The organism is Streptomyces sp. PL-25 (assembly GCF_058344915.1).
The window spans coordinates 5,783,890-5,797,670 of sequence record NZ_CP136997.1 but is presented as its reverse complement, the minus strand read 5'-3'; the positions used below and the strand labels follow the sequence as shown (position 1 = coordinate 5,797,670).

Annotated in this window: 15 protein-coding genes; 4 read left to right on the top strand and 11 right to left on the bottom strand. The window is 72.7% G+C overall.

The window, feature by feature from the left end:
* Positions 1–95: 95 nt before the first annotated feature.
* From R4Z62_RS25960 to R4Z62_RS25945, 4 genes are all read right to left on the bottom strand, one after another.
* Complete coding sequence (locus R4Z62_RS25960) at positions 96–788, bottom strand: ABC transporter ATP-binding protein (RefSeq protein WP_389468689.1); 693 nt, start codon at positions 786–788, stop codon at positions 96–98.
* Positions 789–1,056: 268 nt separating this feature from the next.
* Positions 1,057–1,824, bottom strand: coding sequence for a DUF3710 domain-containing protein (locus R4Z62_RS25955; RefSeq protein WP_018564583.1), 768 nt, complete (start codon positions 1,822–1,824; stop codon positions 1,057–1,059).
* A 1-nt stretch (position 1,825) separates the two neighbouring features.
* Positions 1,826–2,407 (bottom strand): dUTP diphosphatase, encoded by a 582-nt coding sequence (gene dut / locus R4Z62_RS25950; RefSeq protein WP_018564584.1) that lies wholly within the window; start codon positions 2,405–2,407, stop codon positions 1,826–1,828.
* Positions 2,404–2,988: a PaaI family thioesterase gene (locus tag R4Z62_RS25945; RefSeq protein WP_026251991.1), complete on the bottom strand. Its 585-nt coding sequence runs from the start codon at positions 2,986–2,988 to the stop codon at positions 2,404–2,406. The genes dut and R4Z62_RS25945 overlap by 4 nt, the downstream gene beginning before the upstream one ends.
* A 58-nt stretch (positions 2,989–3,046) precedes the next feature.
* Between R4Z62_RS25945 and R4Z62_RS25940 the strand changes: the two genes are divergently transcribed.
* The gene (locus R4Z62_RS25940; protein WP_037889116.1) at positions 3,047–3,541 is read left to right on the top strand and encodes a DUF3093 domain-containing protein; all 495 of its coding nucleotides are present in this window, start codon (positions 3,047–3,049) and stop codon (positions 3,539–3,541) included.
* Positions 3,542–3,746: 205 nt separating this feature from the next.
* Here R4Z62_RS25940 and R4Z62_RS25935 read toward each other — a convergent pair whose 3' ends face one another.
* The 4 genes from R4Z62_RS25935 to R4Z62_RS25920 form a co-directional block, all read right to left on the bottom strand.
* Positions 3,747–4,700 carry a hypothetical protein gene (locus R4Z62_RS25935; RefSeq protein WP_491521022.1) on the bottom strand — a complete coding sequence of 318 codons (954 nt, stop codon included), beginning with the start codon at positions 4,698–4,700 and terminating at the stop codon, positions 3,747–3,749.
* Between the two features lie 13 nt (positions 4,701–4,713).
* Positions 4,714–5,010 (bottom strand): DUF4193 domain-containing protein, encoded by a 297-nt coding sequence (locus R4Z62_RS25930; protein WP_005481602.1) that lies wholly within the window; start codon positions 5,008–5,010, stop codon positions 4,714–4,716.
* A gap of 394 nt (positions 5,011–5,404) precedes the next feature.
* On the bottom strand, positions 5,405–6,637 hold the full coding sequence (locus R4Z62_RS25925) for a sensor histidine kinase (protein ID WP_355480386.1): 1,233 nt from the start codon (positions 6,635–6,637) through the stop codon (positions 5,405–5,407).
* 6 nt (positions 6,638–6,643) lie between these two features.
* Positions 6,644–7,297, bottom strand: coding sequence for a response regulator transcription factor (locus R4Z62_RS25920; RefSeq protein WP_018564589.1), 654 nt, complete (start codon positions 7,295–7,297; stop codon positions 6,644–6,646).
* A 415-nt stretch (positions 7,298–7,712) separates the two neighbouring features.
* On the opposite strand from R4Z62_RS25920, the gene R4Z62_RS25915 reads away from it, so the two are divergent.
* Entirely contained in the window at positions 7,713–7,886 is a 174-nt protein-coding gene (locus R4Z62_RS25915; protein ID WP_018564590.1) for a hypothetical protein, read from the top strand.
* 73 nt (positions 7,887–7,959) lie between these two features.
* Here the strand turns inward: R4Z62_RS25915 and R4Z62_RS25910 are convergent, their stop codons facing one another.
* A complete protein-coding gene (locus R4Z62_RS25910; RefSeq protein WP_064537687.1) occupies positions 7,960–8,775 on the bottom strand; it encodes an inositol monophosphatase family protein in 816 nt (271 codons plus the stop codon).
* An 8-nt stretch (positions 8,776–8,783) separates the two neighbouring features.
* Complete coding sequence (locus R4Z62_RS25905; protein WP_491521021.1) at positions 8,784–9,920, bottom strand: ferrochelatase; 1,137 nt, start codon at positions 9,918–9,920, stop codon at positions 8,784–8,786.
* Positions 9,921–10,046: 126 nt separating this feature from the next.
* On the opposite strand from R4Z62_RS25905, the gene R4Z62_RS25900 reads away from it, so the two are divergent.
* Both R4Z62_RS25900 and R4Z62_RS25895 read left to right on the top strand, forming a co-directional pair.
* Positions 10,047–11,285 (top strand): MFS transporter, encoded by a 1,239-nt coding sequence (locus R4Z62_RS25900; protein WP_018564593.1) that lies wholly within the window; start codon positions 10,047–10,049, stop codon positions 11,283–11,285.
* Positions 11,245–12,564, top strand: coding sequence for a D-arabinono-1,4-lactone oxidase (locus R4Z62_RS25895; protein WP_381739554.1), 1,320 nt, complete (start codon positions 11,245–11,247; stop codon positions 12,562–12,564). Before R4Z62_RS25900 ends, R4Z62_RS25895 begins: the two co-directional genes overlap by 41 nt.
* Here R4Z62_RS25895 and R4Z62_RS25890 read toward each other — a convergent pair.
* Positions 12,488–13,378, bottom strand: a complete 891-nt coding sequence (locus tag R4Z62_RS25890) for a hypothetical protein (protein ID WP_389468706.1) — start codon at positions 13,376–13,378, stop codon at positions 12,488–12,490. The genes R4Z62_RS25895 and R4Z62_RS25890 overlap by 77 nt on opposite strands.
* Positions 13,379–13,781: the final 403 nt, after the last annotated feature.

Below are 13,781 nucleotides of genomic sequence, written 5' to 3'. Positions count from 1 at the left end.
GGCTGCCGGTGGGAGCGGTGGTGACGCTGAGTGAGATGCGGGGTGAGGCGCGAGGTGAGGCGCGGGGCGGGCGGGCGGCCGGGAGGCCGGTCGGCTCAGTGCTCGACTATCTCGCCGTCGCGCAGTTCCAGGACCCGGTCGGCCAGGTCGAGGAGGGTGAGGTCGTGGGTGGCGACCAGGGCGGTGACCTGCTGGCTGTGCACGACGGCGCGCAGCAGCTCCATCACGGCGAGGCCGGTCTCCGCGTCGAGCTGGCCCGTCGGCTCGTCGGCGATGAGCAGCGCGGGGTCGTTGGCCAGGGCGCGGGCGATGGCGACGCGCTGCTGCTGGCCGCCGGAGAGCTCACCGGGCCGCTGCCCGGCGTGGTCGGCGAGGCCGACGAGGGAGAGCAGCAGCTCCACGCGCTCCTCGCGCTCGCGCGGGTCGGCGCGGCGCATCCGCAGGGGGACGCCCACGTTCTCCGCGGCCGTGAGGATGGGGATGAGGCCGAAGGACTGGAAGACGAAGCCGACGCGGTCCCGGCGCAGCGCGAGCAGGCCGTCCTCGCCCAGCTCGGAGAGGTCGCGGCCGTCGACGTGGACCCGGCCGCGGTCCGGTGCGTCGAGGCCGCCCACGATGTTGAGCAGGGTGGTCTTGCCGGAGCCGGAACGGCCCTTGAGCGCGACGAGTTCGCCGCGCGGCACCTCGAAGGAGACCCCGCGCAGGGCGTGCACCGCGGCGGCGGCCTGCCCGTACGACTTGTGGACGTCCTCCACGCGCACCATCGTCTCGGTGGCGACCTGGCTCATGTGCCCTCCCCGCTGTGCTCCCCCGTGGACCGTGCGCCAGTATCACGAGCGGCGGCCGTCCCGATCAATCCCTGAACGGACGGCGTCCCGTATTGGTTTCCGTTCGTTACGGGTTTTCCCGGGGCGCCCTCACGGGTTTCCCCGGGCCGCGAAACCGGTGCTCACGGGCGCGCGGGAGACCGCGGGCGCGCGAAGGGCCGCACCCGGCGGGGTGCGGCCCTCGGTGTCCCGCGGTCTCGCGGGGACGTGGCTGCTCGCGGGGACGTGGCTAGCGGACCTCGGTGATCTCCGGGCCGCGCTGGAGCTGGCCCATGCCGCCGGAGAAGCGGGACTGGCCCTCGTCCTGCTGGACGCCCTCGGGGACCATCTGGGCGTCGTTGGGCAGCTTCAGCACGATCGGGTCGCGGGGCGCCATCGGGCCCTCGCCGCGGACCACGACCGTGTCCCGGAAGATCTGCTCCAGGAGTCCGGCGGCCTGCGGCTGCACCGCGCCCTGCCCGGAGATCACTCCGCGCAGGAACCAGCGGGGGCCGTCCACACCGACGAACCGCACGACCTGGAAGCCGCCCGTGCCGTCCGGCAGCTGCACCGGGACCTGGGCGCGCAGCTCCCAGCCGAGCGGGCCCTCGGTCTCGTCGACGATGCCGCCCTGCTGGGTGATGCCGGTGGCGATCTCCTCGCGCACCTCGCCCCAGATGCCCTCGCGCTTGGGTGCGGCGAAGCCCTGCAACTGGACCGCGCTGTCCCCCAGGACGACGGTCGCCGCGACGATCGCGTCGCCCGCGACCTCGACCCGCAGCTCCATGCCGTCCACGCCGGGCACGAGCAGACCGCCCAGGTCCACCCGGCCCTCGTCCGGGTCGCTCACCTCGGAGCTGTCCCAGGGGCCGTCGGGGCGGGGCTCGGGTTCGAGCCGCACCCGCTCGCGCTCGGTCTCTTCCTCTTCGTCCGCCTCGGTGCCGACGCTGTCGACGACCTGCTCGGCCTCGCCGGCCGCGTCCTCGGCGGCACCCTTCTTCTTGCGACGTCCGAACACGTCACTGTCCTTCCCGGTCGGATACGACCGAAGCGTATCGATTCCCACCCGCCGGGCCGCTTCTGGCAGCCCGGCCGCTTGTGCCGCTCTCACCGCCCACCGAGGCATGGCCACCGGTGGACCCGAAGCCCCCCTCGGCCCGCGCCGAGCCGGGAAGTTCCGCCACCTCCTGGAAGCGGACCCTCTCGACCTGCTGGACGACCAGTTGGGCGATCCGGTCGAAGCGCTCGAACCGCACGGACTCGCGCGGGTCGAGATTCACCACGATCACCTTGATCTCCCCACGGTACCCGGCATCAACCGTCCCTGGGGCATTCACCAGGGCGACACCGCACCGGGCGGCCAGGCCGGACCGGGGGTGCACGAAGGCCGCGTACCCCTCGGGGAGGGCGATGGACACTCCCGTGGGCAGAACGGCCCGCTCGCCGGGGGCCAGTTCGCACGGGTCCGTGGTGCGCAGATCGGCGCCCGCGTCGCCCGGCTGCGCGTACGCGGGCAGCGGTACGTCGGGGTCGACCCGGCGGATCAGCACGTCCAGGGGCGCACGGCCGGCGGGGTGCGCGGGGGGCGTCGTCCGGTTCACGGGTTCACCTCGAAGGCGCGGGCGCGGCGCATCTGGTCGGGGTCCTCCATGGCGGCCCGGATCTCCTGCGGGCGGCCGTGCTGCGCGAAGTGGTCGATCTTGACCTCGACGAACAGGGCGTCGGCGCGCACGGCGACGGGCCCGTCGGGGCCGCCGACCCGGCCGGTGGCCGTCGAGTAGATCTTCCGGCCGGCCACCGCGACGACCTCGGCCTCCAGGTGGAGCGTCGTGCCGACCGGGACGGGCCGCAGGAAGTCCGTCTCCAGGCGTCCGGTCACGGCGACGGTCCGCAGCAGCCAGTTCAGCGAGCCGAGGGTCTCGTCCAGGGCGGTCGCGAGGACTCCGCCGTGCGCGAGGCCGGGGGCGCCCTGGTGGGCCGCCTGCACGGTGAACTCGGCCGTGATGCGGACGCCTTCCCCGGCGCGTGCCTCCAGGTGCAGTCCGTGCGGCTGGTCGCCGCCGCACCCGAAACACCCGCCGTAGTGCGCGCCGAGGAGTTCTCCGGGCGCGGGGGCGTCGGGGTGCCGTACGGGTTTCACCGCGTCGGCGGGGGGCTGAAGGGCTGCGGAACTACCACTCACAGGCGCAGACCTTACCCGCGCGTCGGCGTCGGCAGGGCACCGTGCCAAGCTTGGTTTCATGCAGCTCTCCGCCCAGCCGTACGAAGAACGCCTCACCGCGCCCCGCTCCTGGTGGCTGATCAGCTTCCTGATCGGTGTCTCGTGCGCCCTGATCCTGCTTCCGTTCGGCACCCTGCCGCTGCTCGGCGGCCTGGTCGGCGGCACCGCGGTGGCGGCGGTGGTGGCCAGTTCCTACGGTTCGGTGCGCATCCGGGTCGTGGGCGGCTCGCTGATCGCGGGCGAGGCGAAGGTGCCGGTCACGGCCCTGGGCGAGGCGGAGATCCTGGACGCCGAGGAGGCGCGGGCCTGGCGCACGTACAAGGCGGACACCCGGGCGTTCCTGCTGCTGCGCGCCTACATCCCCACGGCGCTGCGGGTGGAGGTCACCGACCCGGAGGACCCGACGCCCTACCTGTATCTGTCGACGCGGGAGCCGCAGCTGCTGGCGGAGGCCCTGCGCGCGGCCCGGACCGCCGCGTCCGGTGCGGAGGCCGGGGGGACGACGGCCGCGTAGCGCGCGAAGCGCACGCGGGGGGGTCCCCGGGGGGGGCGACCGCTCCTGCGGGCCCGTCCTGGGCGTCTCGGCGCGGCCCTGGAGCGCCCGGAGCGGCCCCGGGTCGGACGGGCCCAGGCGAGCCTCCGAGGGCGTACGAGGCCGGTCTCCGTGCTTTTCCCGGCTTTCCCGGCCTTCCGGCCTTCCGCGCGCGTCGGAGGCGTGCTCAGGACTGCTGCTGCTCCGGGCCTTCGTCCAGCGGGAGGGGGCCCTCGGGGGCGTCCAGGGGCGGCAGCGCGGGCAGCCGGTCCCAGGGGACCTGGATCTTGCGCAGGTCGGCGCGGACGAGGGCCGCGAGTCTCTTGGTGTCGCGCCGGTTGATGACGGCGCCGACGGCGGCACCGACCAGGAAGGGCATCAGGTTCGGCAGGTCGCGGACCATGCGTTTCATGATCTGCTGGCGCAGCCGCCGCTTCATCTGGCCGCCGAGGGCCGAATCGACGGTGGACGGCCTGGTGACGTCGATGCCGCGCTCCCCCGACCAGGAGGACAGGTACGCGGTGCTGCGGACGGCGAGTCCGCCGGGCGGCCGTACGCCGTAGACCTCGTGGAGTTCTGCGATCAGCTTGAGTTCGATCGCGGCGACGCCGGTGATCTCCGCGGCCAGTTCGGTCGGCATGGCGGGCGGTACGGGGAGCATCGCGGCCGCGCCGATGCCGGCGCCCACGGTGGAGGTCGCGTGGGCGGCGCCCGCGACGAGCTTGTCCGCCAGTTCCTCGGGTCCGAGGCCGGGGAACTGCCTGCGGAGCGTGTCGAGGTCGCGGACCGGGACGCGGGGTGCGAGGGCGATGATCCGGTCGGCCAGGTGGGACAGTGCCGCTCTGGCCCGGCTGCCGCTCTTGCGGACGCCGTTCCTCGCGGCCTCGCCTGCCCGGTCGCGGAGCACCGCGATACGGCGGCGGGCGAGCGGCGCGGGCCGAGCCGCCGGGGCGGCCTGATCATCACGTCCGGACACCTGCGCGAGCGAGGCCGATCCCGTCGATGCTGTCGCATCTGTCCGGTCGGACGGACGGGATGGGCCTCGCTCGTGGTCACGCGCGCCGTGGGAGCCGTCGGACGGCTCCGGGTCCGCTCCCCCGTGGGAGAAGCGGCGCTTCCAAGGAGGGGTCGAGCCGGTCACGGCCGACCCTGCCTCAGTCGCAGTCGCGGCAGATCGGCTGACCGTTCTTCTCCCGGGCCAGCTGACTGCGGTGGTGCACCAGGAAGCAGCTCATGCAGGTGAACTCGTCCTGCTGCTTGGGCAGCACCCGGACGGCCAGTTCCTCGTTGGACAGGTCGGCGCCGGGCAGTTCGAGGCCTTCGGCGGCCTCGAACTCGTCGACGTCCACAGCGGAGGTCGACTTGTCGTTCCGCCTGGCCTTCAGCTCTTCCAGGCTGTCCGAGTCGACGTCGTCGTCGGTCTTGCGTGGAGTGTCGTAATCGGTTGCCATGTGTCGCTCTCCCCCTCTGGGTGTCTGCGGTGTCTCCAGCGCACGTAACGCGTGAGAGGCCGGACTTGTGCCCGACCTGAGGCGGAGATTTTGCCTCACATCAAGGTCTGTTACTCAATCGACACCCAACCGGACTCCTCAAGAGTGATCGGCTTGGATGGCGATGGGGACCGTACACGGTCCTAATGCCGCACTTCAAAGCGGTCTCACCGTGTACTTCCCGTGATCAGGACCCCTGAAAACCCGGACTTTCCGGACTTTTCACCAGGCTTCATGATCACTGACGGTAGGTGGCCGGAAATCCGCCCATGTGATCGATCACACAGCAAGAGGTCGGTGAGAGCCTCCGGAAATTCCGCGCAAAGCGAACATCCTCCGTGCGGAGGTCATGATCTCAGACCGGCAGGGTGACACGCATCACGAGGCCGCCGCCCTCGCGCGGCTGGGCCGCGATGTGCCCGCCGTGCGCCCGTGCCACCGAGCGCACGATGGACAGGCCGAGGCCGACGCCCTTGTCGCTGCCGGTGCGCTCGGTGCGCAGCCGCCGGAACGGCTCGAAGATGTTGTCCACCTCGTAGGCCGGGACGACCGGTCCAGTGTTGGTGACGACCAGGACGGCCTGGCCGTGCCGCACATCGGTGGTGACCTCCACCCAGCCGTCCTCGGCCACGTTGTACCGCACCGCGTTCTGCACCAGGTTCAGCGCGATCCGCTCCAGCAGGACGCCGTTGCCCTGGACGACGGCGGGCTTGCACTCACCGCGCAGCTCCACGCCCCTGTCCTCGGCCTCCGCGTGCACCTGGTCGATCGCCCGGGAGGCGACCTCGGCCAGGTCCACCGGCTTGCGCTCGACGATCTGGTTGTCGCTGCGCGCGAGCAGCAGCAGGCCCTCCACGAGCTGCTCGCTGCGCTCGTTGGTGGCCAGCAGCGTCTTGCCGAGCTGCTGGAGCTCCACGGGCGCCCCGGGGTCGGAGAGGTGCACCTCCAGGAGGGTGCGGTTGATCGCGAGCGGGGTGCGCAGCTCGTGCGAGGCGTTGCCCACGAAGCGCTGCTGGGCGGTGAAGGCCCGCTGGAGCCGCTCCAGCATGTCGTCGAAGGTGTCGGCCAGCTCCTTCAGCTCGTCGTCGGGGCCGTCCAGCTCGATCCGCCGGGACAGGTCGGAGCCGGCCACCGCGCGCGCGGTGCGGGTGATCCGGCCCAGTGGGGCCAGCACCCGGCCGGCCATGGCGTAGCCGAAGGCGAAGGCGATCACGGCGAGTCCGAGCAGGGCCAGCAGCGAGCGGCTGAGCAGGTCGTTCAGGGCGTGCTCGCGCTGGAGGTTCACGCAGTCGTTCAGGGCGCGGTTGAGCTCGCCGGCCGGAGCCGAGGACGGGAGGTTGCACGTGTCGCTGGAGACGCCCCCGGAGACGATCTCGAACGGCAGCTTGCTGCCCACGTTCAGCGCGTTGGCGGCGAGCAGGTAGATGATCGACAGCAGCAGGATCCCGGCGATCAGGAACATGCCGCCGTACAGCAGGGTGAGCCGTATCCGGATGGTGGGGCGCAGCCACGGGAAGGGCGGCTCGGGCCGCCGGGGGTCCCAGGTGGGCTTGGGGGGCGCCTGGGGCGGCGCGGGCGTCGCGGCCACGGCGGATCAGATCCGGTAGCCGGAGCCGGGCACGGTGACGATCACCGGGGGTTCGCCCAGCTTGCGGCGCAGGGTCATCACCGTGACCCGGACCACGTTGGTGAACGGGTCGGTGTTCTCGTCCCAGGCCTTCTCCAGGAGCTGCTCGGCCGAGACGACCGCGCCCTCGCTGCGCATCAGGACCTCCAGCACCGCGAACTCCTTGGGCGCCAGCTGGACCTCCCGGCCGTCGCGGAAGACCTCGCGGCGGTTGGGGTCGAGCTTGATCCCGGCGCGCTCCAGGACGGGCGGCAGGGGCACACTGGTGCGCCGGCCGAGGGCACGCACGCGTGCCGTCAGCTCGCTGAACGCGAAGGGCTTGGGCAGATAGTCGTCGGCGCCGATCTCCAGGCCCTCGACGCGGTCGCTGACATCGCCGGAGGCGGTGAGCATCAGCACGCGCGTGGGCATGCCCAGCTCGACGATCCGGCGGCAGACGTCGTCGCCGTGCACCAGCGGGAGGTCGCGGTCCAGGACGACCACGTCGTAGTCGTTGACGCCGATGCGCTCCAGGGCGGCCGCGCCGTCGTACACGACGTCGACGGCCATGGCCTCCCGGCGCAGTCCGGTGGCCACCGCATCGGCGAGCAGCTGCTCGTCCTCGACGACGAGTACGCGCACGTCGCTTGTCCTTCCTGTGTCCGCCCGCGCGGCATTGTTCGGGCACACGCGGGCAGGGGTCTTCATGAGTGTGTGCCTCCATCCTGCCCTTTTCGGCCATAAGTCGGCTGTAAGCCGGGGTCCGGGGCGGGACGTGCGGGCGGTCGGGGGGCGGGAATGGAGAAGTTTCTCGGGGTGTTGAGGTTTCCGCGGGAGGGAGCGGGGGGAGGACGGCTTTACACCCCGCGATCACGCTCTGCATGTACCGCACCACCATGCGGTACACCGCGTTCCGCTTCGGCAGAGTGGGCGTGGGTGTCCGGCACGGTCGCCGCCCGGCAGGGCAGCGCTGGGCACCTGATGGAGACGTGATCGCCCCTTCCCGACGGCACACCCCCGTGCCACCGACCCACGACCCAGGACGAGGGGGCGCAGCATGGACGCATTCACCGCAGGACTTCTGCAGCGCATAAAGACGACCGAGTCCGACCTCACGCGGGCCCGCGACGAGGGCGACGACTTCCTCGTCGAGGTGGAGCTGGCCGAACTCGACGACCTGCGCCGCCTCGCCGCCGAGCACGGTGTGGAGGTCGGCATGTCCGGCGTCTGACCGGACCGCACGCGGAACGGGGCCCCGGCGAATCCAGCGCCGGGGTCCCGTTCCGCTGTGCGGGGCCGGGTTCTCAGTCGTGCCAGGCGCCGAGGTTCTCCAGATGGCCCTGGAGCGGCCCGAACACGCCGGGGGTGGCGGCCACGGCCAGTTCGCCGGAGACGCGCTGTCCGGGGCGTCCGCCGGTCAGGGCGCCCGCCTCCCGGGCGATCAGGTCGCCGGCCGCGTGGTCCCAGGGGTGCAGTCCGCGCTCGTAGTAGCCGTCGAGGCGGCCCGCGGCCACGTCGCACAGGTCGAGCGCGGCCGAGCCGGCCCGCCGGATGTCGCGGACCAGCGGGATCAGCCGCCCGGCGACCTCGGCCTGGTGGCGGCGGACGTCGGTGACGTAGTTGAAGCCGGTGGAGACCAGGGCCCGGTCCAGCGGGGCGTCCGGGCGGCAGGTGAGCCGGCGTTCCCCGGCCCAGGACCCGGTGGCCCAGGCGCCGCGGCCGCGCACCGCGCGGAAGGTCTCCGCGCGCATCGGTGCGGTGACGACGCCCACCAGGGTCTCGCCGTCCTGTTCGGCCGCGATGGAGACGGCCCAGGAGGGCAGCCCGTAGAGGTAGTTCACGGTGCCGTCGAGCGGGTCGATGACCCAGCGGATGCCGCTGGTGCCCTCGGTGGCGGCGCCCTCCTCACCGAGGAAGCCGTCGTCGGGGCGCCGGTCGGCGATCAGGCCGGTGATCAGCTTCTCGGCCGCGATGTCCATCTCGGTGACGACGTCGACCGGGCTGGACTTGGTGGCGGCCACCCCGAGGTCGGCGGGGCGGCCGTCCTTGAGCAGCTCACCGGCGCGGGCGGCGGTCTGGAGGGCGAGCTGGAGCAGTTCCGTGTGCAGGGCGTCGGTCACGGTGTTCCTCACGCGTACGGGCTGTCGGCACCCGCGGCGGCGGGGCGGGCGGTGCGGGCCGGGCAGCAGCCCACCGGGCACAGGTCGTGGCTCGCGCCGAGCGCGCCCAGGGCGCACGGGGCGCGCTCGGCGACCGCCCGGCCGCTCTCGCGGGCGGCCCGCTCCAGGACCAGGTCGCGCACGGCGGCGGTGAAGCGCGGGTCGGCGCCGACGGTGGCCGAGCGGCGCACCGGCAGGCCCAGCTCGGCGGCCTTGGCGGTGGCCTCCGTGTCGAGGTCGTAGAGGACCTCCATGTGGTCGGAGACGAAGCCGATGGGCGCCATGACGACGGCGGGCACCCCGGCGGCGTGCCGCTCCTCCAGGTGGTCGCAGATGTCCGGCTCCAGCCACGGGATGTGCGGGGCGCCGGAGCGGGACTGGTAGACGAGCTGCCAGGGGTGGTCGACGCCGGTGCGCTCGCGGACCGCTTCGGCGATCAGCCGTGCCACGTCCAGGTGCTCGCGGACGTAGGCGCCGCCGTCGCCGTGCTCCTCGGCGGGGCCCGAGGTGTCGGCGGCCGCGGTCGGGATGGAGTGGGTGGTGAAGGCGATGTGGGCGCCGGCCCGGACGTCCTCGGGGAGGTCGTCGAGGGAGGCGAGCACACCGTCGGTCATGGGCTCGACGAAGCCGGGGTGGTTGAAGTAGTGCCGCAGCTTGTCGACCCTCGGCGGCTCCAGGCCCTCGGCCGCAAGGGCGGCCAGGGAGTCCGCCAGGTTCTCCCGGTACTGGCGGCAGCCCGAGTAGGAGGCGTAGGCGCTGGTGGCCAGGACCAGGACGCGGCGGCGGCCGTCGTGGACCATCTCCCGCAGCGTGTCGGTCAGGTACGGCGCCCAGTTGCGGTTGCCCCAGTAGACCGGCAGGTCCAGGCCGTGCCCGGCGAAGTCCTTGCGCAGGGCGTCCAGCAGGGCGCGGTTCTGGTCGTTGATGGGGCTGACCCCGCCGAACAGGAAGTAGTGCTGCCCCACTTCCTTCAGTCGTTCCTTGGGGATGCCGCGCCCGCGCGTCACGTTCTCCAGGAACGGGACCACGTCGTCCGGCCCTTCCGGACCGCCGAAGGAGAGCAGGAGCAGGGCGTCGTACGGAGTGGGATCCAGCGCGTCTGACATGTCTCGATCCTGCCACCTGGCACCCGCGGCCCGGATTCCGACCCGCATAAGCGGGTGCGTCCCGGGGCGGCGGGGCCGTAAGCTGTATCGACCACCTACACGCCTTACCGGATACCCGGAGACCCCGTGCCCAGCCCCTACCGCGCCCTGTTCGCCGCTCCCGGCTCCAAGGGCTTCTCCGCCGCGGGGTTCCTCGGCCGGATGCCGCTGTCGATGATGGGCATCGGCGTGGTCACGATGATCTCCCAGCTCACCGGGCGCTACGGGCTCGCGGGCGCGCTGTCGGCCACCATCGCGCTGGCCGCCGCCGTGCTCGGACCGCAGATATCCCGCCTGGTCGACCGGCACGGGCAGCGCCGGGTGCTGCGCCCGGCGACCCTGGTCTCGCTGACCGCGGCGGCCGGGCTGCTGCTGACGGCGTACTTCGGCTGGCCGGACTGGGTGCTGTTCGTGTGCGCGGCCGGGATCGGTTCGGTGCCCTCGCTGGGCGCGATGGTCCGGGCCCGCTGGGCGGCGCTGTACCGGGGGACCCCGCAGCTGCACACCGCGTACTCGTTCGAGTCGGTGGTGGACGAGGTCTGCTTCATCTTCGGGCCGATCGTCTCCATCGGGCTCTCCACGGCCTGGTTCCCGGAGGCCGGGCCGCTGCTGGCCGCCTGCTTCCTGGCGGTGGGCGTCTTCTGGCTCACCTCGCAGCGGGCCACCGAGCCCGCGCCGCACCCGCGCGAGCAGCACGGCGGCGGTTCGGCGCTGCGCTCGCGCGGACTCCAGGTGCTGGTGGCCACCTTCGTGGCGACCGGGTCGATCTTCGGCGCGGTGGACGTGGTCACCGTGGCCTTCGCCGACGAGCGCGGGCATAAGGGCGCGGCGAGCGTGGTGCTGGCCCTGTACGCGGCCGGGTCGTGCTCGGCGGGTGTGCTCTTCGGGCTGCTGCGCCCGTCCGGGGCGCCCGGCCGCCGCTGGCTGCTGGGCATATGCGCGATGGCCGTGAGTATGATCCCCCTCCTACTGGTCGGAAACCTGCCGTTTCTGGCCGTGGCGCTGTTCGTCGCGGGCCTGTCCGTCGCTCCCACCATGATCACGACGATGGCCCTCGTCGAAGAGCACGTACCCCGCGCACATCTGACCGAGGGCATGACCTGGGTGAGCACCGGGCTCGCGGTGGGGGTGGCGCTCGGTTCGTCGGTGGCCGGCTGGGTGATCGACGCGGCCGGCGCGCGTTCGGGGTACGGGGTTCCGGCGGTGGCCGGGGCCGTCGCGGTCGCGGTCGGTTTCCTCGGTTACCGCCGGCTGAGCAGGCCGGCACCGGGTCGGGGAGGCACCGTTGAGCAGCACAGCGCGCGCGAAGAACGGCATGTGGCGTAACTGGGGCGGAAACGTCCGGTCTCGTCCGGCGCGGGAGGTGACGCCCGCCTCGGTGGCGGAACTGGCCGCCGCCGTGCGCGGGGCCGCCGAGGACGGACTGCCGGTGAAGGCGGTCGGCACCGGGCACTCCTTCACCGCCATCGCCGCCACCGACGGCCTGCTGGTCCGCCCCCAGCTGCTGACCGGCATCCGCGGCATCGACCGCGAGGCCATGACGGTCACCGTGGAGGCGGGCACCCCGCTCAAGCGGCTCAATCTGGCCCTGGCCCGCGAGGGGCTGTCCCTGACCAACATGGGCGACATCATGGAGCAGACGGTGTCCGGGGCGGTCAGCACCGGCACCCACGGCACCGGCCGCGAGTCGGCCTCCATAGCAGCCCAGATCAAGGGCCTGGAACTGGTCACGGCGGACGGTTCGGTGCTCGCCTGCTCCGAGAAGGAGAACCCCGAGGTCTTCGCGGCGGCCCGGGTGGGGCTCGGCGCGCTCGGCATCATCACGGCGATCACCTTCGCGGTGGAGCCGGTCTTCCTGCTGACCGCCCGCGAGGAGCCGATGCCCCTGGACCGGGTGCTGGCCGAGTTCGACCAGCTCTGGGCGGAGAACGAGCACTTCGAGTTCTACTGGTTCCCGCACACCGGCAGCACCAACACCAAGCGCAACAACCGCAGCGCGGGCCCCGAGGCGCCGGTGGGGCCGGTGGCCGGCTGGTTCGAGGACGAGTTCCTGTCCAACGGCCTCTTCCAGGTGGCCAACTGGGTGGGCCGCGCGGCGCCCGCCGCCGTCCCCGGGATCGCCCGCCTCTCCAGCCGGGCGCTGTCCGCGCGGACCTACACCGACATCCCCTACAAGGTCTTCACCTCGCCGCGCCGGGTGCGCTTCGTGGAGATGGAGTACGCCGTCCCGCGGGCGGCGCTCGCGGACACGCTGCGCGAGCTGAAGGCCATGGTCGACCGCTCCGGGCTGCGGGTGAGCTTCCCGGTGGAGGTGCGCACCGCGCCCGCCGACGACATCACCCTGTCCACCGCGTCCGGCCGGGACAGCGCCTATGTGGCGGTCCACATGTTCCGGGGCACCCCCTACCAGCGGTACTTCACCGAGGCCGAGCGCATCTTCACCGCGCACGAGGGCCGGCCGCACTGGGGGAAGATCCACACCAGGGACGCGGAGTACCTCTCCGGGGTGTATCCGCGCTTCGGCGAGTTCACGGCGCTGCGGGACCGCCTCGATCCGGACCGGCGGTTCCAGAACGACCACCTGCGGCGGGTGCTGGGGCGGTAGCCGAGCCGCCGGGCGCCGGGGTGGTGCCGCCACCGGTGCCCGGGGTGCTGTGCGTGCCCTCGCCCGGGGTGCCGCCCGGGTCCGGGCTCGTCCCGTCCGTGCCGTCCGTGCCGTCCGGGTCACCGCTTCCGGTGCCGGTGCTCGCGCCGGGGGTGGGCGTCGGGCTCACGGACGCGCCCCCGCCGGGGCCGTCGGACGGGTCGCCGTCACCACCGGGGGTGGCGCCGTCACCCGTTCCGGTACTGCTTCCCGGGGAGCCCGGGGAGCTGGACGGCTCCGGGGTGCCGCCGTCCGAGGGCGAGGAGGGTCCGCGGTGGCGGCCGGTGACGGCGTCACCGACCGTGGTGCCATGGCCGCCGCTGAAGCTGCTGCCGGAGAGCACCTCGTAGGCGGTGATGCCGCCCATGGTGACGCCGAAGACCAGGGCGGCGGCGACCAGCGGCCGCTTCCAGCTCTTGACCCGGGCCCGGTAGACGGTGCCCTCGGAGAACTCGCCGGGTACCGGGCAGGACGGGAGCGGCGGGGTGCCGGACGGCTCGTCCACCACCGGCCGGACCGGGACGGTCACGGTGCGTATCTGCTCGCCGGTGCGCCGGAAGAAGTGCTGGAAGACCGAGCCGCCGCAGGTGGCGACCACGCTGACCAGGCCGGCTCCGAGGATCGTGCCGTAGACGCCGAAGTACGAGGCGAGTTTCGCGGCCACCACCGCCGCCACGGCACTGCCCGCGACCTGGGGCACGCTCAGATCGATCCGCCGCCTCGGCGCCTCCTCCCCCGCGCCCGGCTGACCACCGTTCTCCGGCCTTTCACGCATACCCGGACCTTGCCTCCCTTTCCCGTACGCGACCGAATCTTCGGGATGAGATCGGCCGACTGCACGAGAAAGGGACGTACGGACGAAACCCTTAGTTCCGTTTCTGGTGATTACGTGAAGTACGCCACGTTCATGATCGCGAAAACGGGTCAGGGGCGGCCAAGTCCCGCCCGGCGCCAGAAGTTGGGCGGCGCGGCGATCCACGCACGTGGTCCGAATGGAGTACTGTTGCGAGCCCTGGGTCCGGTCTCCCGCCGGGGTGTCCGAGACCTACTGGAACGCCGGGAGGGGGCTGGTTGCACAGGGTGACGCGGTTGGTCACTGAGCGTTGTGAACAGGTAACCGTGCCATAACGGCGATCCAGGGCCCGCGCCCGACACGCCGGGCAACTCGGCAAGGTTGT